Raw genomic sequence first — 23,653 nt, forward strand, 5'->3', positions numbered from 1 at the left:
CGCAGGAGTAGGGGAGGTTGGAGAAAAGGAGAGGCCTCCGGCGGTTCCCAAACTACCTGCCCCGAAGGGTCAGCCTACGTAGCGATGGCACGGCGTCAGGCGGCCCATTCTACTTGATGCCATTATTACGCAGGACGGAGGTAAGCCAAACAATCCCAAGTCTCCATCATCCCCACCGAGTAGTCGTACCTTCCCCCCCCCATGCCCAAATCCGCCCAAGAAATCCTCCGCCACTTGGTCGCCTTTCCCATCCTAGGTGGCGAACCCAACCTCGACATCATCGAGTGGATCGAAGGGTACCTGCAGGAATACGGCGTGGAGAGCCACCGGATCTACAACGACGAACGGGCCAAGGCCGCCCTTCACTGCCGCATCGGGCCGAGCGCGGACGGCGGCATCATTTTGAGTGGACATACGGACGTCGTACCCGTCGTCGGGCAACCGTGGGAAACGGACCCATTCGTGCTGACGGAGAAGGGGGATAAACTGTACGCCAGAGGTTCCTGCGATATGAAAGGATTCCTGGCCTGTTGTCTGGCGGCCGTACCCACGTTTCAAGCAGCGGAATTGAAGAAACCCGTGTACTTCGCCTTCAGCTTTGACGAAGAGATTGGTTGCCGGAGTGGTGACCTGACGGCGGCAGCCATTCGTGACCACTATCCAGAAAAACCGATGGGCGCCATCATTGGAGAACCGACCATGCTGCGGCCCATCGTCGGGCAAAAAGGCATCATGGTGTACACGACGACCGTCAACGGCAGCCAGGGGCATTCCAGCCGGATCAAGGAGGAGGTAGACGCCGTTCAGGAAGCCGCCCGCCTCGTCGTCTGGTTGGAGGACAAGATGGATGCCCTCATCGCCGCCGGCCGCTTGGACGATCGCTTCCACCCGAACCACACCAGCATCCATGTGGGGAAGATCAACGGGGGGAGTGCCTTCAACATCATCGCTAATTCCTGCTCCTTCGACTGGGAATTCCGCAACATCCCCATGGATACCGCCGAGTCGATCATCCAGGATTTTGAGGACTACTGCGCGGAGCGGATTGCTCTCAAACGAAAAACCTTTGCGGACTTCTGTATTACCCACGAAGCTCTGCACCCACCCGTCCCACCGTTGGATACGCCCGAAAGTGCGCCGATCGTGGATTTGATCAAGGAGATTTCGGGCATCCACGAAACGGATACGGTAGCTTACGCCGCGGAGGCGGGGCAGTTTGCCCGGCAGGGTTTCCCATCGGTCATCTGCGGGCCGGGGGATATTGCGCAGGCCCACCGGGCGAATGAGTTTGTGGCCATCAGCCAACTGTCCGCTTGCGGGGAGATGTTGGAGAGGTTGTCCCGCGTCTTGAGCTAATCCTTCTTTACCACCCATTTCTTGGCACCCGCGGCAGCGCCTCTTGCTGGGTTATGCATGCTCAACGATTCTAAAGAAATAGGGTGAATTGCCCGCAGGCATTACAACCGATTGCCATTAACAAAGTAAGTACGCCCCGGCTATTGGGCGACCAAAATTGGGCTTCTCCATCTCCGTTTAGCTAAGGTCTGCGGCCGAAATTGCGTATTTTACCGGTCTTAATTCAGATCATGCGTAACCTACTGATATTCTCCCTGGCCCTCCTGTTTATGCAGTGTGGTGACCCCAAACCCGAACCCGTCCTGACGCTGAACCCCGACGATCACATCGCGCTGGTGGGTGGTAATTTATGCTCCCGAATGATGGAGTTCGGCCACTTTGAGACGGAACTGCACCTGCGCTTCCCCGAGCACAATCTCGTCATCCGAAATATGTGCGACGGTGGCAACACCCCCGGCTTCCAACCCCACTCTGCGCGGATGGAACCCTGGGCCTTCCAGGGCGCGAACGCTTTCTACGAAGACACCGGCTTGGACCGTGATTCTGACCCTCAGGGCGACTTCCCCACCCCCGACGAATGGCTAGAACGCGTGGAAGCTGACGTGATCCTCGGCTTCTTCGGCTGGAGCGAATCCTTCGATGGGCCGGACCGCCTCGAAACCTTCAAGGAAGAACTCGCCGCCTGGATCGAATGGAACACTTTCTCCGAATGGAACGGCGAAAGCGAAGCCCGGATCGCCCTCGTCAGCCCCACCTACTTCCAGAACGTGACGGACCGGCTGGACGTGCCCGAAGGTACCCTCGAAAACAAAAACCTCGCCCTCTACACCGAGGCGATGCGCGAAGTGGCCGCCGAAAATGGCATCCCCTTCATCGATCTGTTCGACGTGACGGAAGATTGGTTCTCCGGCAATAACGATATGACCACCGACGGCGTGCAACTGACCGACGAAGCCTACGCCAAACTCGCTCCCTACCTGGCCGACCACCTTTTCGGCGGCGACGCCAAGGAGAGTCTGCGTGAGGAGATACACACACTCGTTAACGACAAGAACTGGTACTGGCAGAACGATTACAAGATTCCGAATGGCGTCCACGTCTACGGCCGCCGCCACACCCCCTTTGGCCCGGACAACTACCCGATGGAGCTGAAGAAGATCCAGGAAATGACCATGATCCGCGACACCGCGATCTGGATGGCCCTGCAGGGAAAAGAGATGGACATCGCCGCCGCCGACGCCAAAACCTACACGCTGCCGCCGGTGGAGACGAACTATTCCCTCGTCGAAGAAGGCGAAGAGGCGAAGTACCTCTACGGCGAAGAAGCGATGAGCACTTTCACGGTGGCCGACGGCTTCAAGATGGAGCTTTTTGCCTCCGAGGAAGACTTCCCCGAACTGGCCAACCCCTGCCAGATGAGTTTTGACAACAAGGGTCGCCTCTGGGTGGCCTGTATGCCGACCTACCCCCACTACAAACCGGGTGACTCCAAACCCAACGATAAACTCGTCATCATCGAGGATGCCGACAACGACGGGAAGGCGGACAAGACGACCGTATTTGCGGATGACCTCCACGTGCCCGTCGGTTTCGAGTTTGCGCCCGAGGGTGTCTACGTTTCCCAGGGTACCAATCTTGTGCTGCTGAAGGATACGGACGGCGACGACCGCTACGACGAAAAGGAGATCGTCCTTTCCGGCTTTGACGACCACGATACCCACCACACGACGAGTGCGTTTACGACGGACCCCTCCGGCGCCATCATTATGGGCGAAGGCATTTTCCTGCATACGAACGTGGAGACGCCGTACGGCCCCGTCCGGGCTACTAACGGTGGTTTCTACCGATTCCAGCCGCAGAAGCGTCACTTGGAGCGCTTTGCGCAAATCCCCATCCCGAACCCCTGGGGAACGGCGTTTGATCAGTGGGGCCAACCTTTCTTCCTGCATACCTCCGACCCGGCCGTGCGCTGGATGGCACCTTCCACGATCCGGAACCACTACGGTACGCAGGCGCCGATGAGCCGGGAGTTGATCCCTGACGACCACCGCGTGCGCCCAACTTCCGGGGTAGAATTCGTGAGTAGCCGCCACTTCCCGGAAGAGATGCAGGGGGACATGATCTACAACAATACCATCGGTTTCCTCGGTACGAAGCAGTTTAGCATCGAGGACGACGGCACGGGGTACAAGATGGCCTTCCGCCAGGATCTCCTAAGGGGCACGGACACCAATTTCCGCCCCGTTGATCTTGAATTTGCGCCGGATGGCTCCCTTTACATCGTCGATTGGCACAACGTGCTCGTGGGCCACATGCAGCACAACGCGCGGGATCCGCTGCGGGACCACGTCCACGGCCGTATCTACCGCATCACCTACCCGAGCCGCCCCTTGGTGGAGCCCGCTCAGATCGATGGTGCCCCCATCGCTACATTGTTGGATAACCTGAAGCTCCCCGAATACCGGACCCGCTACCGCACCCAACGGGAACTCCGTGGCCGCGACGCTGACGAGGTCAAATCCGCCGTCGAAGCCTGGGTAGCCGGACTCGATGCGAACGACCCGAACTACGAGCGCTGGATGCTCGAAGGCCTCTGGGCTACCTGGGGCGCGAACAACGTCAGCCAGGAAGTGCTCGAGAAGGTGCTGGCCGCCAAGGATTACCGCGTGCGCGCGGGTGCCGTCCAGGTACTGCGTTACGCCGGCGACCAGATCGAAGGCGCTACGAATATGCTGAATGCACTGGCCGCGGACGAGCACGGCCGCGTGCGCCTGAACGCCGTCACGGCCGCTACCTGGTTACCGGAGGACGCCGGCCGGATGGTTATCAACACCGCCCAGCAGCACCCGATTGATGACTGGATGGAGCCGACCTTCACGGCAGCGCCGAAATTCCTGACGGGTGAGGGCCTCAAGATCAGTAAAGGGTCCGAGATCGTCGTTAATCACCTTAAGGGAGCCGACCTCGAGCAGTTCTCCGCCGGGTGGGACATCTACCACGAGGATGGATCCTGCATGACCTGCCACCAAAAGACGGGCAAGGGTCTCAATGCATCGGGCTTTCCGCCCATTGCCGGTTCCAGCTGGGTGGAGGGGGACCCTAAGGTGCTCGCCAAGATCTTACTCAAAGGCCTCATCGGCCCCATCGTAGTGAACGGTCGGGAGTTCCCCGGCCAAGTGCCCATGACGCCCTACGAAGACATGCTCAACGACGAGCAGATGGCGAACGTGATGACGTACGTCCGCAACGCTTTCGGCAACCGGTCTTCGGTTATTTCCCCCGAGTTTGTAGCGAAAGTGCGCGCGGAGGTGGAGGCATCCGGGCATAAGGGGTATTATAAGGCGGAGGACTTGCGGCCGGTGAATTCAAAGAAGTAGTAGTCCACAAGTTTATTTCCTGCCTTTTACCACATTTGTAGAGCTTGGTCCTCATCATCAAAATAACCGCTATGCGTTTGCTGTCGTTCTTTGCGTTGCTCTGCCTACTTTTTGCTTGCAACGATTCTCCGGCACCCGCGGCAGCGCCCGCTGAAGCAGACGAGCGTCCCTATATCGTATTCGTGACGGGAGACGAGGAATACCGCTCCGAAGAATCCATGCCGATGTTGGCCAAGCTTGCCGAGCGCGAATTAGGGGCGCGGACGCGGGTGCTATTTGCGGTGGATTCGGCCGGGGTGGTGGACCCGAACCGGAACGACCACATCGAAGGGCTGGAAGCACTGGACTCGGCCGACATGATGGTATGTTTTTTACGGTGGCGAAAATTGCCGGCGGGGCAAGCGCAACACATCCTGGATTTCGCCGAAAGCGGAAAACCGATGGTGGGTTTCCGGACGAGCACCCACACCTTCAAGTACGATGACGACGACACCGAGCGCCTCCCCCTCAACAATGACTGGCCGACGGCGGTATGGGGCCAGCAATGGATCGTCCACCACGGGCATTTTGACGATGGCCACGACCCGCTGACGTCCGTTAGCCTGGTGGAAAACCCCCAAAACGCGGAGATCCTGAACGGCGTGGAACCCTTTGACGCCTACAGTTGGCTCTACCACGTAAATGGCGGCGAATGGATGATCAACCCCAAAACCAAGTGGCTCCTGACGGGCAAAAGCCTGCGCTCCAAACAAGAAGCCGCCGGTAAACTGGAGGAGTACCCCCTCGAGAACCCGGTAGCCTGGACGAATGATTACAACGGCGCCCGGGTTTTCTTCACCACCCTGGGCCACCCCTACGATTGGAAGAACGACAACATGCGCCGGCTAGCCCTGAACGGAATGGCCTGGGCGATGGAGCGGGAGATCCCGGCGGAGGGATTTGATGCGAAGTTGGTTGGGACTTACGACCCGAATAATTCTGGATTCGGGGATAAGTATAAGCAGGGGATGAAGCCGGCGGACTTTTTGAAGTGATGGATTTGGGTGCGGCTTATTTTCTGCAAGGAGATAAGGGAGGATAAGAGGTAAAAGGAGGGGCGCTACGCTTCCTCATTAACTAGTTTAGCTACGCTGCTCCTACGGGGTCGCAAAGAAGTTTAAGGTGATTAAGGCGATAGAGAAGGCGTGCATTGTGACAACTTCTCATCCGTCTCTTCCTTGTTTGTCTTCTTTGCGAAACAACGCGCGCAGCGCACCTACCTAAATTAATTCGTGGGATCGTTTCGTAAAGAAGTTTAAGGTGATTAAGGCGATAGAGAAGGCGTGCATTGTGACAACTTCTCATCCGTCTCTGCCTTCTTTGTCTCCTTTGCAAAACAAAGCGCGCAGCGCGCCTGCCCAAATTAATTAGTGCAGTGGTTTCGCAAAGAAGTCTAAGGTGATTAAGGCGATAGAGAAGGCGTGCATTGTGACAACTTCTCATTCGTCTTTTCCTTCTTTATCTCCTTTGCGAAAAGATGCGCGGAGCGCCTAAAGCGTCTTCAGGTATTCCACCACCGCCCAACGTTCCTCCTCGCTGAGTTTATCGCCGAAGTAGTGGCCAACGTTGCTGTAGCCGGGTTCCGAGGTGTCGAAGGTCCACTTTTTGTTCTTGGGTTCGGGGTCGTAGGCCCAGCCCATTTTTTTCCAGTCTACGTCTTTGGGGTCGCCGGAGCGCGTCCAACGGGCGGGGCGGGAGTCTGAGTGTAGGACTTCATAGAGGGTGGGGACCGAGCCATTGTGGAAGTACGGCGCACTGGCCCAAACGCCGTCCAGGGGCGGGGCCACGTAACCTACGTTGGGAACGAAGGCGGACTTCGGTTCCGAGGTGGCAAACCAACTCTTATTGTACCAATCGACGATACCGGACTGCTGGATATAGTCCGAATACAACCGATCCGTTTTGATGACGTCGAGGTGGACGACTTTATTGGGGTAGGTATCCTCCGCATCAGTAGCGCCGTAAGTGCCGTGGCAGCCAGAGCAATGCTCCGTGAACAGCGGCTTCCCGGCGGCGGCGAGGGATTGATCAATGGCTTTGGGATACTTGGGCGCTTCCAGGGTGAGGAGCCAGGCGTACACATCCTTAAAGGCCTCCACGGACTTGCGGGACTGCGCACTGTCCGGCACCCCTAGGACGCTCGCCTGGAGGAGGAGTTTGGGCATACTTCCCCGGCCAATCCCTGTGTAATAAAGGGTATTCTTCTTTTTGACGTGCCAAAGGGGTGGCGTATCGGTGCCGATGTTGTAATCCCACATCTCAAATTGGGGTTCCTCGGTGAAGGTCAGGTCTTCCGGATCGCGGTGCATCATGCAGGCCTCGGCGAGGCGGAAGGCCGGGTTAGCCCCGGGTTGGGTAACGCTGATGCGGGGCGCCATCACCTTGAAGTAATTACCGAAGTCTTCCCAGGCCTTGTACTCCGGGTCGTCCTTTTTGTACTTAAGGGCCATCCCCGTCCGCATTCCCACGCCGCCGAGGACCATGCTCTTTTCGTAATCCGACCAGCTCTCCCCCATCCCAATTACGAGTTCTTCCCCGATGTGGCCGGCGTGACAGGTAAAGCAATTGCCATTTGCCACTTCGGTGCCGTTAGGTGCTACGAAACCGGTCATGTTGTAGGGGATACCTTCGTTGAGTTTGTTGCGGGCGTAAGGGTCCTCTTTCGTCATCCGTTTGGCTGCGGAGCGCATGATGTCGATGGGTACCCCACTACCGATGTAGTCGCCGTGGATCAGGTAATCGAAGCCAGCTTCCGGGTCACCACTAATGTCCTGCGGGCTAGCGGGCAACACCCTAGTTTTCCAAACGTCGCTGCCGACGTTAGCTACCTCGGCGATGGGCCGGTAGGCGTTACAGGCTACGAAGAGTAGCAGGCTGGTGAAGATGAATATTTTACGCACTCAGTTTTCGGGATGGTGTAGGAGTGAAAGGAGTGGGGTGGAAAAGGGTTCACTTTGAATGGCAAAGTTCTTTTAATTGTTTGATGATCACCTATTTCGCAGGAGTTGAGGAGGTTGGGGAGTGGAAGAGGCCTGCGGCGCTTTTGTTTTGCTGCGCAAAAAGGGTTTCGCAGGAGAGGTAGAGAATAGGAGAAATGGAGGCTTGGGCGCTTAACAGCGAACCAACGGTTGTTGGCATGCAGGATCAGATGCGCTGGTACTCAGCGCCGCAGGCCTCCCCAAGCTCTCCGGCTCCTGCGAAAGAACGACGAGCCACAGCAACTTAAAACCCAGGAAATACCTCAGTTTCTCCATTTCCTCCTTTTCCTTTCTGGCAAACGCCGGAGGCCATCAAGTAGAATGGGCCACCTGCCGGTGTGCCATCGCTACGCAGGCCGGCCCTTCGGGACGGGCAGTCACGTAGCGCTGCAGGCCTCTAGTTCTCTCAATCTCGATTTCTCCTGCGAACAAAATCCCACGCAAGCAAGCGCCGCAGGCCTCCCCAACCTCTCCGGCTCCTGCGAAAATAGTGCCGCAGTCTGCCAAATGCGACCAGGTAGTAGAATGGGCCACCTGACGGTGTGCCATCGCTACGCAAGCCGGCCCTTCGGGACGGGATGACCGGCAGCGCCGTAGTAGCTCTCTGGTTCTCTTGAACTCGATTTCTCCTGCGAACAAACCCCACGCAAGCAAGCGCCGCAGGCCTCCCCAACCTCTCCGGCTCCTGCGAAAATAGTGCCGCAGTCTGCCAAATGCGACCAGGTAGTAGAATGGGCCACCTGACGGTGTGCCATCGCTACGCAAGCCGGCCCTTCGGGACGGGATGACCGGCAGCGCCGTAGTAGCTCTCTGGTTCTCTTGAACTCTATTTCTCCTGCGAACAAATCCCACGCAAAAAAGCGCCGCGGGCCTCCCCAACCTCTCCAACTCCTGCGAAAATAGTGCCGCAGTCTGCCAAATGCGACCAGGTAGTAGAATGGGCCACCTGACGGTGTGCCATCGCTACGCAAGCCGGCCCTTCGGGACGGGATGACCGGCAGCGCCGTAGTAGCTCTCTGGTTCTCTTGAACTCTATTTCTCCTGCGAACAAATCCCACGCAAGCAAGCGCCGCAGGCCTCCCCAACCTCCCCAACTCCTGCGAAAAAGCAACGAGCCGCAGAAACTTAAAACCCAGGAAATCCCTCAGTTTCTCCAAAACCTCCTCTTACTCCCCAGCAACCGCCGGAGGCACCCCTCACCCCGCCACCGCCAAAAAATCCCGAATGATCCGCTCCCCCACCCGGGCAGATTTCTCCGGGTGAAACTGGGCGGCGTAGAAATTATCCCGCTGCATCATCGCGGCAAAATCGTGGCCGCAGTAGTGGGTCGTCGCCACGGTATCGGGGCCGGGCTCTACGTAGTAGCTATGAACGTAGTAGCAAAAGTCACCATCCACCTCATCGCTGACCCAATCGTTCCGATCGGTGAGGGTAACGTTGTTCCAACCCATATGGGGTACCTTTTCGGTGGGAGAAGGGGTGAATTTCCGCACGCGCTCGGGGAATATCCCAATACAGTCCACATCCCCCTCCTCGCTGTGGCTACAGAGGAGTTGCATCCCCACACAGATGCCAAACACGGGCTGTTTGAGGGACCGAATCAAATCACTCAGCCCCGTTTCGTTGAGGTGGGCCATCGTGCTCTTCGCCGCACCGACTCCAGGAAAGATGACCTTGTCGGCTGCCCGGATGACATCATGATCACTCGTCAGGACGTGCTCGACGCCAATACGTTCCAGGGCGTAGAGGACAGAGCGGATGTTTCCGGCATTGTAGTCGATTACGGCGATCATTGGAATTTATAATTTGGGAATTGGAAATGTAGAATTGAAAATTTTAGTGCTCGCCCTAAATCGTAGCTTGGGTTATTGGATCTCCACTTTTCTGTACCCTATAGCATTCCTTTTGTTGAAGGTAACCTCATATTATCTACGTCCCTCCGCTTGGCGGCCTTGATGGATTTTGCCAGGGCTTTGAACGTAGCTTCAATGATGTGGTGCTCGTTCTTCCCTCTCGCCTTGATGGCCAGGTTACACTTCGCGCCGTCGCTAAAGGATTTGAAGAAATGGTGGAACATTTCCGTGGGCATATCGCCGATCTTTTCGCGTTTGTAGTCGCAATCCCAGACGAGCCAGGGGCGGCCGCCGAAGTCGAGGCGAACGTCTACGGTGGCTTCGTCCATCACTAAATTGAAGCCGTAACGTTCGATGCCCAGCTTGTCGCCGAGGGCGGCGGCAAAGGCTTCCCCGAGGGCAATGGCGGTGTCTTCAATCGTGTGGTGCTCGTCGATGTGGAGGTCACCTTTTACTTTGACGGCCAGGTCGCAACCGGAGTGGCGGCCCAATTGGTCGAGCATATGGTCGAAGAAGCCGAGGCCGGTATCCATGTCGGTTTTACCAGTGCCGTCCAGGTCCAATTCAATTTGGATGTCGGTCTCTTTGGTGGTCCGCGTTACCGCTGCGGTACGGGACTCGAGGCGGAGGAGGCGGTAGATCTCTTCCCAATCGGTCGTCCGCAGGGCGATGGTTTCGGTGAGGCCTTCGAGTTGGTCAGCGTCAAGTTCTTCCACGCCGAGTTCGGGGTCGGTGGCAATCCAGATGCCCTTCGCGCCCATATTTTTGGCGAGTTGGATGTCCGTCAGCCGGTCCCCCACCACGTAGCTGTTGGCGAGGTCGAAATTTCCCCTCAGGTAGTGTTGGACGAGGCCCGTCCCGGGTTTGCGGGTCGGTTGGTTATCAGCCGCAAACGTCCGGTCAATAATTTGCTCGGTAAAAGTGATCCCTTCTGCCTCCAGCGCCCGCAACATCGCGTTGTGGGTGGGCCAGAAGTTAGTCTCGGGGTAGCTGTCCGTACCCAATCCATCCTGGTTGGTGACCATCACGAGGTCATAGTCCAGTTCCCGCACAATGCGCCCCAACCAGCGGAAGACGCCGGGGTAGAAGTTGAGCTTGTTGATGTGGTCCACCTGGTAATCCTCGGGTTCGAGGATGAGGGTGCCGTCGCGGTCTAGGAAGAGGATTTTTTTCATTTGGGGGTCTTCAGAAGTATTTTCTGGGCGCTGCCGCAGGTGCAGGGTGATGGGGAGGGAGCCGCGAAATTAGGATTAATACCTGAGTGCGGGAAGCACTTCGGACGGCGTAAGGACCAGCCCCGACGGTTCATCCGCAAACGACTTGGCGGCGATCACGGTGATGATCTCTTCGCCGTCGTAAAAGGGCAGGGCGCGGGCTTTGGCCAGGAGCTCCTCCCGCAACTTAGCCTCGTTGGTGACGTGGGACCATTTGCATTCGGCGACGATGAGTTGACCACTGCTTTTATTACGCGCTACGACATCGATTTCAATTTTGCCTAGTTTTCGCGTATTTCCCCACCACCTTTTGGCATCTAACCAGTATTCGCCATTCAGGGCGCCTCTTATTATGGATCGTCTGCACAAATCTTCCCACGCAGGCCCTACAAATTGGGGTAGATTTTTGGCAATACGCTCCCAAACAAGATCGGGAAGGTTGTTTTCTATTTCTGATGCACTAGGCGCGATGAATCGGTAGTAAAAGCGAATGAATGAATCATCTACTTTATAGAGGACCGACTTGCTCTTACGGGGGTGTGCTCCAAAAGGGCTCTCCCGCTTGACGTAGCCCAATTTGATGAGCCTATTCATCGGCCGGTTTAAGTCGGCAGCAGTACGCTGTAAGCGTGCGGCAATCTCACTCAGACGATGCGCGCCGTTTGCAACCACTTGCAAAATGGCAATGGGTTGGGGCAGGTCTCGAATATCATCTAAAAGAATGCGTTCCGGTTCATCATAAAGAAGCGCAATCTTACCGAGTAGCAACTTTTTTACCGCAGCTTCAAGGTTCGGGTATATGCTTCGCAACTCCCAGTAGCGAGGTACACCTCCCCAAACGGCATATTCAGTGATGCATTCTTCAGCTGAGCTAGCTTGGAAGTGATCAGTTATCCATCCTGGGGTTAGTGGGCGAATCTTCATGATTTCGTCTGCTCTACCGTACAATGGCGCTGTTCCAGTAAGTAGTCCACTCATCATTTGTTGGGATGATCCACATAAGATCAAATTGAACGGCATCCGCTTCGTATCAATCAAGTTTTGCAGCAGACCCGGTAGTGATTCATCTTCTTTTACGAGATAGGGGAATTCATCCAGGCATAAGGTGAATGTTTGCGTTGAACGCTCTACCAAGGCTTCAAAGAAATCGAACCAATCAACAAAGTTGGACCGCGAAAATCCGGGGAATTTTCCTTCCAGCTGCCGTGCAAGTGCTTTACGCTGCAGCGCGCCTGAGCCTTTAGTGGCCAAGTAGTAAACCCCATCGCCATTCAATACCCGTTGGATGAGGGTACTCTTCCCACAACGTCGGCGACCAAAAACAACGGCTAAGTCTTGTTTACCCCGGCTTCCGAGGGCCTGAAGCGCTCTTTGCTCGTCAAACCGATTGTGAAAAAGTGATTCCATTACGTAAATATACACTAGGTGTAACTTACATCAGGTGTATATTGCTTCTAGTGTATATTATTTACTTGTAGCAGCTACATATTGTAGCTGCTACAAGTTGCACCTACTGTATATTTTTCAACGCCCCTAACAACCGATCATTCTCCTCCACCAAACCAGCCGTTATCCGCAGGCAATTCTCCGCATTCGGCTGGTAAGCCTGATTGCGAACGACGATCCCCTGGTCCAGCAAAGCCTGGTAAACCTTCGCGGAGTCCTTGAAGCGGACGAGCAAGAAGTTCGTGACGGATGGGAACACGTGGTTCACGATTTCCAACTCCCATAGGGCTCTTTCCAGTCGTTTTCGCTCCGCAATCAGGGTGTCGACCTTTTCCTGCATGGCGGCCGGTTGGCTGAGGGCTTCCAGCGCAACGCCGGTGGTCAACACGTTGATGTTGTAGGGCATCTTGATGGTATTCAGCATCCCGATGATGAAGGGCGAGGCAAAGGCCGCGCCACACCGGATACCGGCCATCCCCCAACCCTTGCTCAGCGTCTGGGTGATGATGAGGTTGGGGAATTCGGCCAAGCGCGGAACGAAACTGAGTTCGGGGACGAAATCGATGTAGGCTTCGTCCAGCACCACGATGCCGGGGAAGGAGCGGATGAGGTCCTCCAGCACCTCTCCGTCGATGGCGTTGCCACTCGGGTTGTTTGGGCTGCAGAGCCAGAGGATTTTGCTCTTGTCATCCCAGCTGGCCTTCAGTTCGTCGACGGGAATGGTGAAGTCTTTCGTCAGGGTAGTCGCCCGGAATTCAGCGCCGGCGATGCCCGCCGCTACCTTATACATCCCAAAAGTGGGGGGCAGGGCGTGGACGGCCTCCCCCGGGTTGCAAAAGATGCGCGTGATCTGATCGACCAACTCATCGGAGCCGTTCCCCCAGACGATTTGGTCGGGGTTGAAGTTGCGGATCTTGCCGAAGGCTTCCCGCAGGGCCGTTGAATTGGGATCCGGGTAACGATTGCGCCCGGTTTCCCAGGGGCTTTCGTTGGCATCCAACAGTACTTCGGCGACGCCTTTAAACTCGGAGCGGGCGCTGGAGTAAGCTTTGAGATCAAGCAGGTTGGGGCGGACGAGGGCAGCAATCTTCTGCGGCGTCCAGTTGATGGTAGTGGGGGTAGTAAGGTCGATCATGACGTAAGTGGTTGTAGATAAAGGAAAAGTGATGTAGCGGTGGTGGCTGCTCACTTTCCTTTATCGACTAATACTTTGGCGAACATTTCTGGTTGGCCTAGTTGCTCGTAGATGCTATGGCAAACCTGACCGAGGGATATGGTGCGAATCATTCTTCTTCAACCTTAATAACGTTGCCGATTATAGTTTCTGAGTCAATTGCGTGGTGGCTAATACTGTATATCTTGACTAGCTGCTGTTCCTCAATTACTTTATAAACGAGCCGATATGATTTGGTGACGAAGATGAATCGAAACCGCTGCCCGAGGTCTTCTCTCTCGGGCAAGTAAACAGGCCTGGATAATGGATAATTAGCAATAGTAGCTACTGCATCAGCAACCTTACTATAGAATACCTCCGCCGTTCGTTTACCGTAGGTATTTGACAAGAATACCAGTATCGCATCGAGGTCGTTCTCAGCATCCGAGACATAAATTACTTGGTACTCGCCAGCCACTTGGAAACTTTTTCGTGCACTACTGATGCAGGTCTTCCCGGAGCACTTTCAGTACTCTCCCGTTGTTCTCTACGCAAAAGTTCAGCGGCCATTGCATCGCCATCGCTCAATTCGTCATTAGCCTTCAAATGACTTGGGGCAGCGTCCAACGTGTTCTCAATCATTTCATCAAGTTTTCTTCTCACTTCGAGAAGACGTTCACTATCAAGGCGTTGCAAGTCGTGCACAATACCTCCCAGTAGTTCAAAATGGCCCATCATCAATCATTTTAGTTTGCCTAAGGTAACGGTTTTTTACCGCCGCTTAGTTCTCCAACCGCACCGTTACTGCCCGGCCGTGGCCCGCTAATTCCTCCGCAACCGCCATCGTCACGACGGCGGGGCCAAGGGCTTCCAGGCCGGCCCGCGTCAACTCCTGGAAGGTGATTTTTTTCACGAAACTATCTAGGCTTACGCCGCTATAATTCCGTGCGTAACCGTAGGTCGGCAGGGTGTGGTTCGTGCCCGAGGCGTAGTCGCCCACGGATTCGGGGGTGTGGTAGCCGAGGAAGATCGATCCAGCGTTCTCGATGCCGGCGGCGAAATCCCGTGGGGCTTCCATACTCAGGATGAGGTGTTCCGGTGCGTACAGGTTGATGTAGTCCAATTGCGCCTGCTGATCCGCCAGTACGACGGTAAGGCTGTTGTCAATACTCTTTCCCGCCATGTCTTTTCTGGGCAGCTTGGCCAGTTGTCGTTGCACTTCTTCCCCCACCGCTTTGGCCTGCTCGGTACTGGCTACGACGAGTACGACCTGGCTGTCCGCTCCGTGTTCGGCCTGGGCGAGTAGGTCCGCCGCTACCGCCTTTTTGTCGGCACCTGCGTCCGCGCAAACTAGTACTTCGCTGGGGCCAGCGGGCATATCGATGGCCAGGCCGTCCAGTTGGGCGAGTTGTTTGGCGACGGTCACGTAGGCATTTCCGGGGCCGAATAATTTGTAGACGGCCGGGACGGATTCCGTGCCGAACGCCATCGCCGCGATTGCCTGGGCGCCGCCGACGCGGAAGATCTTGGTCACGCCACAGAGGCCGGCGGCGTAGAGCACCGCGGGGTGGATCTCGCCGCTTTCCCGATTGGGGGGCGAGCAAAGGACGATCTCTTCGCAACCCGCAATGTTGGCCGGCACGGCGAGCATCAGCACCGTAGAAAACAGCGGCGCCGTGCCTCCCGGGATGTACAGACCGACCTTACCAATGGCCCGAGATTCCCGCCAGCAAGTGACGCCGGGCATGGTTTCGATCTCCGTAGCGGACGCGCGTTGCGACCGGTGAAAAGTCTCAATATTTTGCTTCGCGAGCTGAATAGCTGCGCGGAGTTCTGGAGCCAGTTGGTCGCCTGCCGCTTCGATGATCGATTGCTCAACCCGGATGCTATCCAGCTCAATGCCATCGAATTTAGCGGTCAGTTCCCGCAGGGCGGCATCCCCGTTTTCCCGCACGTTCTGCATTAGGGCGCTGACGCTGGTGCGCAGGTTGGAGAGGTCCTTGGCGGGCCGCCGCGTAAGGGCCGGCCATTCGCTGGGGGACGGATTGTCGTAGATCTTCATCGGGCTCGAGGGATTAGAAATGGGTACTAAAGAATCATCTTATCGATGGGGACGATCAAAATTCCCTCCGCTCCGGTCGTCCGAAGTTGGTCGATGATGTCCCAAAACTTGTCTTCGGCGATGACGGTGTGGACGCTGCTCCAACCCTCCTCCGCCAGCGGAAGAACGGTGGGGGAACGCATGCCCGGCAGCAGGTTTGTGACCGCAGCTACCTTGTCCGTAGGGACGTTCATCAACAAATATTTCTTGTTCTTGGCGGCCAGCACGGACTTCACGCGGAACAGTAACTGATCGAGGATGGCCTGTCGCTCCCCGTCAATCTTGGGGCTGGCGGCAATCACAGCCTCGGAGGTAAGGATCACGTCCTGCTCCTCCAATCCATTTTTGAAGAGGGTAGACCCGGTGGAAACGAGGTCGCAGATCGCGTCGGCCAGACCGATGTTGGGGGCAATTTCTACGGAACCGGATATCTCGTGGATGTCCGCCGAAATCCCTTCCCGCTCGAGGTACTGTCGGAGGCTGACGGGGTAACTCGTCGCGATCCGTTTGCCGTTAAGGCTTTTGGGACCAGTGTAATCGGTTCCCTTCGGCGTCGCCAAACTGAGCCGGCACTTGGAAAAGCCCAAGTGCTGGACGATGGTAACTTGCTTGTCCTTTTCAATGACCGTGTTCTCTCCGATGATGCCGATGTCGGCCACTCCGTCCTGAATGTATTGAGGAATATCACTATTGCGCAGGTATAATACCTCTACCGGGAAGTTGCGGGCGGTAGCCTTGAGTTGGCCGCGGCCGTTATCGATGCGGATGCCGCACTCTTTCAGGAGTTGAATGGATTGATCGAGCAGGCGGCCTGATTTCTGGACGGCAATTCTGAGTTTCGGGGTAGACATAAATAAGTTACGTTGGTTGATCGGGTAAAACGGGCAATTGCCAAGGTCGCTGGGGAAAACAAGAAAGGTCCGCCGGCTACTTGCCAACGGACCTTGAGAATAATTTGCGGGATTTAAAATCCACCCACCTAACTACTACTCGCCGGTATGGCAAGGGTTAATAGCACGGTGATGATGGATGGCGTAGATCATAAATGGGTTGATCGTAATATGTGGTCTGCGTGGGGCAAACCTCCCTTAAAGTGGTGTGGGGCGGAATCGAACCGCCGACACATGGATTTTCAGTCCATTGCTCTACCAACTGAGCTACCGCACCGGGTATGATGTCTAGTTTTTAGACATTTTCGCTTTTGGTTTTCCGAAGGAAGCACAATCTGCTCCTGCGTCACATTTCGCGCTTCCTTCGAAAACGCAAAAATCTCCAAAAACTGGCAACCTTAAATTAAGACCTTAAAGTAATAACTAAAGTAGCACGTGCTCACACAACAGGCATTCCTGCTAAAGCGATGCAAAACTACGGCGGTATTTTTCAACCTGCAAGTAGGGCTTCCAAATTTATTTTGCCATTGAGCCGTGTAAAGCTATCCACCGTGGGTGACGGTCTGATCTTCAGGTGGTAGAAACGTTTGAACTTTTTTTGCGTTGCCCGCAACTTATCACTCTCTCCAACCCATTTGACCTTCCGAAACCGGGTAGCTGACGGCGAAGAATGCAGCGGCTAACCCTCAACCTCAATTACAAAGTTCATCACCATGTTTCAACTTCAAGATAAGCAGCGTCAGGAGCGCCACCACGATCATTAGCGAAGCATGAAATAGGCTGCCCGTTTGGGTAGAGCTGTTCGAGCCGCCTCGCTATTCAACCATTGATAGCGGGGCGGTTCTCATTCAGGGTGATCCACGAACTCCTCACGCTACCAAACTGGGATATAGTTCATCTGGAAGAACACCGGGATACGACCACGCAGTAGCAGCGAAGCTCAGCCGGAGGTGGCGGGTTAGCTGCGCTGCTACTTCGTGGTCGACTCCTGCTATCCCAACTCAGTAAGTATACCCCACTGGCCGGGGTGCTCGCGCGGTTGGTGCGGGTCAGGACAAGTTCGATGCTTGGCTTACTCCCTCCCTTTACGGACCCGTCGTATAACGGCTAGTACCCCTGGTTTTGGTCCAGGTAGTTGAGGTTCAATTCCTTGCGGGTCTGCGTTTTTTTTGCTCCGGTAGCCAAATTGGAATAAGGCACCACACTTTCACTGTGGAGATTGCGGGTTCAAGCCCCGTCCGGAGTACTGTGCATAGGCCCCTGCTGAGAGGGGGGCTGGATTGTGATTCCAGTTGTTGTGGGTTTGAATCCCATTATGCACCCATTGGCTAGGTAGCTCAGTTGGTAGAGCGGTTGCTTGAAGCGTAGCGCGTCCCAGGTTCAAGTCCTGGTCTAGCCACCTATAATGGTCTCATCGTACAACGGAGAGTATGGCGGATTGTCTATCCGCAGATCGGGGTTCGATTCCCCGTGGGACCGCTTAGAGATATTTGATATGTGACATGTGATATGTGATATGTGAGGACTGAATTACCATGACTCTCCAAAATATCAGTTACAGTCAATCAAATCACCATTCCTCGTTAGCTCAGTTGGTAGAGCAGCGCACTTTTAATGCGCGAGTCGTTGGTTCGATCCCAACACGGGGAACACTTTTCTGGCCATAAGGATGGTCAGCTGTTGATGGATGTACGGTAGTACCTCTAACAGCGGTAGCGGAGCAAAGCGACTGATTCAGCGGCAGCCAATCGCATATCGAGAATCAAATATCGCATATCCTTCAAGGCGGCAGCCAATCGTCTATCAAGTATCGTCTATCAGCTATCGTCTATCGTTAATAGCGGTAGCGGAGCGAAGCGACTGCAACAGCCAATCAGTCCTCACTTTTCGAGAGCACGAAGTACTGCGAAGCAAATCGCCAATCAAATAAACCCACCCAACCTCCTCCCCGTTATGGTCTCCGCATGAACCCCCTAAAAGCCATCTACCTAACCTGCGCCTGCCTCATCGCTATGGGCATCCTCCTTACCCTGGCTACGGATGGACCGCCTTACTCCGCACTCATGATTCTCCCGGCCATCGCCGCGGCGGGGGCCTACACCCTGGCTCCTCAGATCATGTGGTGGTGGTGGCAACGCAATCCGCCGGACCTGCCCACCGAATTGGCGGCTTTGCTGAACCGTTTTGACCTCTACCGGTCCCTCGACCTCGCCGGGAAGCGGGAATTTCGCCGCCGCACCTTTCTGCTGAAGGAGGCGACCCACCTGCACGGTCAGGCCATCGAGGAGTTCCCGGAGGACGTTCGGATCATGGTCGCGGCCTCCGCCGCAACGGTTACCTACTACCGAAAGGAGTTCTTACTGGACCACTTTGATACCATCATCTTCTACCGCCACGCCTTTCCGACGCCACTCATTGATAAGCTCCACACCAGCGAATTGCACGAGCCGGACGGCGCCATTATTTGGACGCTCAATTACTTCCTGCGCTCCGCCGTGGAACCGCAGAAATACCTTCACCTGGGCCTGTACGAATATACTCGCGCCCTTTTTTACCTGGAACCCCAGCTGCGTACTGCCATGACAGATCATGCACTGAATTACCCGCAGATTGAATCCATCACGCAATTCAGTGAAGAGGCGCTTAAGGAGTTCGTTGGGTTGGACGAATTGGATCTCCCGGCCATCACCAATGTCCTTTACCACACCCACGGAGCCGCTTTTGCTCGCCTGGAGCCTGCCATTTTTACGGCGGTGGAAGACTTGGTTACGCGAAAGGTCATCCTGGTTTAGGTTGAATCCTCCCGTCCCAAACCCGGCACCTGCGGCAGCGCCCACGGCCGCAAGCAGCAACGCGGCTAACTCGTCCCGTAATCAGTTGAAGCGCCACAAGAGAACATCAGACTAACTTTCAGAAAAAAATGAAAGTAAGGGCAACCACTACTGTTATGGCTTGTTCTATTGCTTCAATATCTAGCTATGAATACCGCCGATCTACTGGAAAAAGCACTGCGTAAAGAATGGCTCACCGCCGATGAAGGCGTGTGGCTGCTCGAAAACGCGGACACTTCCGAACTCATGTACGTCGCCAACCAGCTGCGTTTTCAGGCCGTGCCCGCCAACGACGTGACGTGGATCATCGATCGGAATTCCAACACGACCAACGTCTGTATCGCCAACTGTAAGTTCTGCAATTTCTACCGCCGGCCCGGCCACGAAGAGGCCTACACGACCACCATCGAAGAATACAAACCCAAGATCGAGGAAACCTTCGCCCTCGGTGGTGAACAGTTACTGCTGCAAGGCGGCCACCACCCCGACCTCGGGCTGGAATTTTACACTAACCTCTTCTCGGAACTCAAGGCTCTCTACCCCCGCCTGAAACTCCACGCCCTAGGCCCGCCGGAGATCGCTCACATCGCCAAATTGGAAGGCATGAGCCACTACGACGTGCTCAAAGCCCTGAAAGAATCCGGTCTCGATAGCCTGCCCGGAGCCGGCGCAGAGATTCTCAGCGACCGCGTCCGGAGGCTCATCAGTAAAGGCAAGTGTGGCGGGGAGGAGTGGCTCGACGTCATGCGCGCCGCCCACCAGCTCGACATCACCACCTCTGCAACAATGATGTTCGGCCACATCGAAACCAACTGGGAGCGCATGGACCACCTTGTGCGGATGCGCGCCGTCCAGGCCGAAAAGCCGGACCACGCCAAGGGTTTCCTGGCCTTTATCCCCTGGCCGTTCCAGGATGAGGATACCATCCTCAAAAAGATCAAACGCGCCCGCAATTCGGTGACGGGTGACGAGTACATCCGCATGATCGCTCTGAGCCGCATCATGCTGCCCAACGTCACCAACATCCAGGCGAGTTGGTTGACGGTCGGTAAGCAGGTCGCCCAGATTTGCCTTCATTCCGGGGCCAATGATTTCGGTTCCATCATGATCGAAGAGAACGTTGTTTCCGCCGCCGGCGCCCGCTGGCGCTTCACGGCCGATGGCATTCAGGAGGCCATCCGCGAAGCCGGTTTCCGCCCCCAACTCCGCACCCAGCAGTACGAATACCGTGATCTGCCGGAGCACATGCAGCAGCAGGAGTTGGACCGGGAGGCGTTGTTGGTGGATTGATTTTCGGACACCTGCTTATCCTGTATTTTCCGTAATTCTTTCCGAGCCGCAGTAACAGTTGAATCCCCCCGGCTTCACAAATCCACAGAGCGTCATCGACTGGTCTTCCGCTAATTCGACGGCTAAACTGGAAGGAGCACCTACGGCTACCACGCAACGGATTCCCGCCATGGCCGCCTTCTGCACGAGCTCAAAACTGGCCCGCCCGCTTAGGACTACGAAATGATCTTCCAGGGGTAAGCGCGCTTCTCGAAACGCCCACCCGAGTACTTTATCCATCGCGTTATGGCGGCCTACGTCCTCGGCGTGGTGCAAGAGTTCGCCTGTTAAACTGAATAGTCCCACACCGTGAATCCCACCCGTGCGCGCAAAGCTTTTTTGGGCTTCACGTAGTACGTCCGGGGCGGTCGAGATTACCGCTGCGTCTAGCTGCCACTTTAACAACGTTTCCGGAAAAGGTAGCGCCGCGTGCACCTGTTCGAGGGAGGTTTTGCCGCACACGCCACAGCTACTCGTCGTGTAGCCGTGCCGTTCGAGTCGCTGCCAATCGATGATAACTCCCGGGGCAGTTTTCACGACTATGGTGTTCCGTCCGGACTCGCTCTTTGCATCTCGGTGCGCCACGCTCACCACTTCGGCGGGCTCGCTCAGAATGCCTTCGGAGAACAGAAAGCCCAGTGCCAGGTCATGGTCCTGCCCCGGCGTGCGCATCGTGATCGCTACGCTTTTAGGGGCGCTGCCGCGGGTGCCTTGTAATTGGATTTGCAAGGGGGATTCTACGGCTAAATGGTCGTCCACTTTCTGCCGGACCGGACCCCGAAACCGATGGATTCGCATCGGCAGGGAAGCCATTAACGGGGGGAGTTTATGTAGGTAAGGAGTTGAATCAGGTCCTGCTCATCCTTCGGGTTGAGGCGGTTCTTTTTAAAGTAGGCGTAGGCAGCCTGGTTTTGACCGAGGTCCAGTGCAGCGAGGACGTCCTTCTTCTTATCGGCCCGGATCAACCTCCCGTTGCTAGCCAGGTAGGTGATTTGCCGCTTTTTGAGCTTACGGACGGCCTCGCTGGTGTCGAACATATTTTTTTGGGGTGGGTCCTGCCACTCGGCCGTATGCTTGATGAGGACCTGGTTATCGGTATCCCGGTAGAGAACCTGGTAGATGACCATCTCCGCCCCTTCGGATTGGACGACGAAGTAGTCGTCTCCCAATTGCGCCTCGCGGACCATGGTTGTGTAGATCTCGTAAATATCCTCACCGTCCTTGATCTCAAATTTCTGGTCGATCAGCCGGTACCGGCCCTGAACGGTGGCCGTTTCGTTAGTGGTCGTCCGAATGACGAGCTCTTCCCATTCGGGGCGGAGGTAGGCAGTTTCCGGGGTGAGTTCCAGCGTGGCGGGCGGGGCACTGGCGTAGAAGGTGCCACCGGATTGCAGTGCGGCGGAGGCATCCTGGCGGTTGAACATATCGTTCGTTGCCCGGCTGTTGGGGCGGACTTCTTCACGGAGATCAAGGTTCTCCTTTTCTTGAGCGGCAAGTGAAAAAGTGAGGCAGATACAGATAAGGAAGAGAAGCGTACGCATGGTTTGAGGGTGTTGGGTTAACAGCAAAAATATACGAATTCTTTCGGGCTGGTCCGATTCAGCAGTCTCTTGGCGGGCTGGTCCGGGCGCTTAGCATACCTTTCAGTGAATGGGGTCCATCCCTGACGCCGGAGGTGCCGGTTCCCATTGCTACGCACCTGCGTCAGCGCCCCGATCAAGTTCCGCGCTGATCTCTTTTGGGTAGCAAAGGAAGTGCTTGGTGAAGGTGCGCGGCGCGATGCCGAAGGTGGAAGCCTGGGACATGGGGGTAACGGAGCCGTCCTTCTTCAGGACCATGATCTCATCCTTGTGAATGGTGTACGCGCTGTTAGATTCCTCACCGATGATGAGGAACTTTTCGGCCCCACGGGGGAGGTCACGATTATTCGCCAGTGCCTCACGGACGCGACGGATGTAACCTTCGGGGAAGGGTTTGTCGGAAAATTCCAGCCGAAAAAGGCGGCGGTGTACCAGGCCGTAGCTGAGGTAGGAGAGCAAGGCGTCCGGATGCTTGCACCAAGCCTTGACGGCGGAGGAAATGTCCGTATCGTCGAGCTCCGCGAAGCAGTCGAGCAGTTCGTTGCGACGATTGTGGAAATCTTCACCGGTGATCTTGTTGCTGAGGAAGTATTCCAGCGTGGGTGGCGACCATACGGGCGTGCCAGCGTCATACAGTTCCCGGGCGCGCCGTAGGACGAGCTTGAGCATTTGTTCCGCTGAGACGACGGTTTTGTGGAGGTAGACCTGCCAGTACATAATCCGGCGGCTGGTGAGGAATCGTTCGACGGAATAGACGCCCTTCTCTTCTACGACGAGGCGGCCATCCGCGACGTTGAGCATCTTAATAATGCGGTCATAGCCAATTACGCCTTCCGCAACACCGGTGAAGAAGCTGTCGCGGTTGAGGTAGTCCATCCGGTCCATATCGAGTTGGCCGGTAACGAGTTGGTGGAGGAAGTGCTTCTTGTACTTGCCCCGAAAGATCTTGATGGCTAGATCGAGCTTGCCGTCGAACTCATCGTTGAGGCGCTCCATGAAAAGCAGGGAAAGATCTTCGTGGTGCGCCTTGATGAGCGTGTTCTCCAGGGTGTGGGAGAAAGGTCCGTGGCCAATATCGTGGAGAAGAATGGCGATCTTGGCCGCCTCCGCCTCTCGCTTGTTGATCTTGACGCCCTTGCGCTTGAGGCTATCGATGGCCAGCGTCATCAGGTGAAGGGCGCCCAATGCGTGGTGAAAGCGAGTGTGTAGTGCCCCCGGATATACGTAGTGGGTCAGGCTCACCTGCTTGATGCTCCGCAGGCGCTGAAAGTAGGGGTGCTCCACCAAATCAAAGAGGATGCCGTAGGGGATACTGACGAAGCCGTAGACGGGATCGTTGAGGATCTTATGGGTTTTCTCCATGGGTGTAAACGGCTTTGAATCAGTAAGTGGCCCCTAAATCTATTGAGGGTGTCGTGGTTGCTCTATATAAAAGGTAGACGTTTGGCGGGCAGGGATGTTTTCCAAAGGGCTTGCCTATCCGTACATCATGAGTCTTCGCCAATC

At 55.9% G+C, this 23,653-nt stretch carries 17 protein-coding genes, 6 tRNA genes and 1 pseudogene; 11 read left to right on the top strand and 13 right to left on the bottom strand.

Annotated features, from left to right (window positions below):
• Window positions 1-201: 201 nt before the first annotated feature.
• From argE to A3850_RS06010, 3 genes are all read left to right on the top strand, one after another.
• Window positions 202-1,356 (top strand): acetylornithine deacetylase, encoded by a 1,155-nt coding sequence (gene argE, locus A3850_RS06000; RefSeq protein WP_068214977.1) that lies wholly within the window; start codon window positions 202-204, stop codon window positions 1,354-1,356.
• Between the two features lie 230 nt (window positions 1,357-1,586).
• Window positions 1,587-4,733 carry a PVC-type heme-binding CxxCH protein gene (locus A3850_RS06005; RefSeq protein WP_068214978.1) on the top strand — a complete coding sequence of 1,049 codons (3,147 nt, stop codon included), beginning with the start codon at window positions 1,587-1,589 and terminating at the stop codon, window positions 4,731-4,733.
• A gap of 71 nt (window positions 4,734-4,804) precedes the next feature.
• Window positions 4,805-5,767 carry a ThuA domain-containing protein gene (locus A3850_RS06010; RefSeq protein ID WP_068219470.1) on the top strand — a complete coding sequence of 321 codons (963 nt, stop codon included), beginning with the start codon at window positions 4,805-4,807 and terminating at the stop codon, window positions 5,765-5,767.
• Window positions 5,768-6,262: 495 nt separating this feature from the next.
• On the opposite strand, the gene A3850_RS06015 is transcribed toward A3850_RS06010, so the two are convergent.
• The 10 genes from A3850_RS06015 to A3850_RS06060 all read right to left on the bottom strand — a co-directional run bounded on the left by A3850_RS06015 (window position 6,263) and on the right by A3850_RS06060 (window position 16,684).
• A complete protein-coding gene (locus tag A3850_RS06015) occupies window positions 6,263-7,672 on the bottom strand; it encodes a c-type cytochrome (RefSeq protein WP_068214979.1) in 1,410 nt (469 codons plus the stop codon).
• Between the two features lie 1,274 nt (window positions 7,673-8,946).
• Entirely contained in the window at window positions 8,947-9,543 is a 597-nt protein-coding gene (hisH, locus tag A3850_RS06020; protein WP_068214980.1) for an imidazole glycerol phosphate synthase subunit HisH, read from the bottom strand.
• A 98-nt stretch (window positions 9,544-9,641) separates the two neighbouring features.
• Complete coding sequence (gene hisB, locus A3850_RS06025; RefSeq protein WP_068214981.1) at window positions 9,642-10,778, bottom strand: bifunctional histidinol-phosphatase/imidazoleglycerol-phosphate dehydratase HisB; 1,137 nt, start codon at window positions 10,776-10,778, stop codon at window positions 9,642-9,644.
• Between the two features lie 75 nt (window positions 10,779-10,853).
• Complete coding sequence (locus tag A3850_RS06030; protein ID WP_068214982.1) at window positions 10,854-12,224, bottom strand: ATP-binding protein; 1,371 nt, start codon at window positions 12,222-12,224, stop codon at window positions 10,854-10,856.
• Between the two features lie 103 nt (window positions 12,225-12,327).
• On the bottom strand, window positions 12,328-13,398 hold the full coding sequence (gene hisC, locus A3850_RS06035; RefSeq protein ID WP_068214983.1) for a histidinol-phosphate transaminase: 1,071 nt from the start codon (window positions 13,396-13,398) through the stop codon (window positions 12,328-12,330).
• A gap of 148 nt (window positions 13,399-13,546) precedes the next feature.
• A complete protein-coding gene (locus A3850_RS06040) occupies window positions 13,547-13,894 on the bottom strand; it encodes a type II toxin-antitoxin system RelE/ParE family toxin (protein WP_068214984.1) in 348 nt (115 codons plus the stop codon).
• Window positions 13,873-14,154, bottom strand: coding sequence for a hypothetical protein (locus A3850_RS06045; RefSeq protein WP_068214985.1), 282 nt, complete (start codon window positions 14,152-14,154; stop codon window positions 13,873-13,875). The genes A3850_RS06040 and A3850_RS06045 overlap by 22 nt, the downstream gene beginning before the upstream one ends.
• A 43-nt stretch (window positions 14,155-14,197) precedes the next feature.
• A complete protein-coding gene (gene hisD, locus A3850_RS06050; RefSeq protein ID WP_068214986.1) occupies window positions 14,198-15,478 on the bottom strand; it encodes a histidinol dehydrogenase in 1,281 nt (426 codons plus the stop codon).
• 26 nt (window positions 15,479-15,504) lie between these two features.
• The gene (gene hisG, locus A3850_RS06055) at window positions 15,505-16,368 is read right to left on the bottom strand and encodes an ATP phosphoribosyltransferase (RefSeq protein WP_068214987.1); all 864 of its coding nucleotides are present in this window, start codon (window positions 16,366-16,368) and stop codon (window positions 15,505-15,507) included.
• A gap of 243 nt (window positions 16,369-16,611) precedes the next feature.
• Window positions 16,612-16,684 (bottom strand) — tRNA-Phe (locus tag A3850_RS06060).
• Window positions 16,685-17,290: 606 nt separating this feature from the next.
• On the opposite strand from A3850_RS06060, the pseudogene A3850_RS20130 reads away from it, so the two are divergent.
• From A3850_RS20130 to mqnC, 8 genes and pseudogenes are all read left to right on the top strand, one after another.
• A pseudogene (locus A3850_RS20130) lies at window positions 17,291-17,407 on the top strand.
• An 89-nt stretch (window positions 17,408-17,496) separates the two neighbouring features.
• Window positions 17,497-17,568: transfer RNA gene (locus A3850_RS06065), tRNA-Gln, on the top strand.
• A 10-nt stretch (window positions 17,569-17,578) separates the two neighbouring features.
• A tRNA-Glu gene (locus tag A3850_RS06070) sits at window positions 17,579-17,653 on the top strand.
• 80 nt (window positions 17,654-17,733) lie between these two features.
• Window positions 17,734-17,806: transfer RNA gene (locus A3850_RS06075), tRNA-Phe, on the top strand.
• Between the two features lie 8 nt (window positions 17,807-17,814).
• A tRNA-Asp gene (locus A3850_RS20135) sits at window positions 17,815-17,886 on the top strand.
• A 98-nt stretch (window positions 17,887-17,984) separates the two neighbouring features.
• A tRNA-Lys gene (locus tag A3850_RS06080) sits at window positions 17,985-18,057 on the top strand.
• A gap of 314 nt (window positions 18,058-18,371) precedes the next feature.
• Entirely contained in the window at window positions 18,372-19,199 is an 828-nt protein-coding gene (locus tag A3850_RS06085) for a hypothetical protein (protein WP_068214988.1), read from the top strand.
• A 186-nt stretch (window positions 19,200-19,385) separates the two neighbouring features.
• A complete protein-coding gene (gene mqnC / locus A3850_RS06090; RefSeq protein ID WP_068214989.1) occupies window positions 19,386-20,528 on the top strand; it encodes a cyclic dehypoxanthinyl futalosine synthase in 1,143 nt (380 codons plus the stop codon).
• Window positions 20,529-20,543: 15 nt separating this feature from the next.
• On the opposite strand, the gene fdhD is transcribed toward mqnC, so the two are convergent.
• The 3 genes from fdhD to A3850_RS06105 form a co-directional block, all read right to left on the bottom strand.
• The gene (fdhD, locus tag A3850_RS06095) at window positions 20,544-21,380 is read right to left on the bottom strand and encodes a formate dehydrogenase accessory sulfurtransferase FdhD (RefSeq protein ID WP_068214990.1); all 837 of its coding nucleotides are present in this window, start codon (window positions 21,378-21,380) and stop codon (window positions 20,544-20,546) included.
• A complete protein-coding gene (locus tag A3850_RS06100) occupies window positions 21,380-22,108 on the bottom strand; it encodes a hypothetical protein (RefSeq protein WP_068214991.1) in 729 nt (242 codons plus the stop codon). The genes fdhD and A3850_RS06100 overlap by 1 nt, the downstream gene beginning before the upstream one ends.
• A 150-nt stretch (window positions 22,109-22,258) precedes the next feature.
• Window positions 22,259-23,509 carry an HD domain-containing protein gene (locus A3850_RS06105; protein ID WP_068214992.1) on the bottom strand — a complete coding sequence of 417 codons (1,251 nt, stop codon included), beginning with the start codon at window positions 23,507-23,509 and terminating at the stop codon, window positions 22,259-22,261.
• Window positions 23,510-23,653: the final 144 nt, after the last annotated feature.

It is taken from the genome of Lewinella sp. 4G2 (assembly GCF_001625015.1).
Lineage (GTDB): Bacteria > Bacteroidota > Bacteroidia > Chitinophagales > Saprospiraceae > Neolewinella.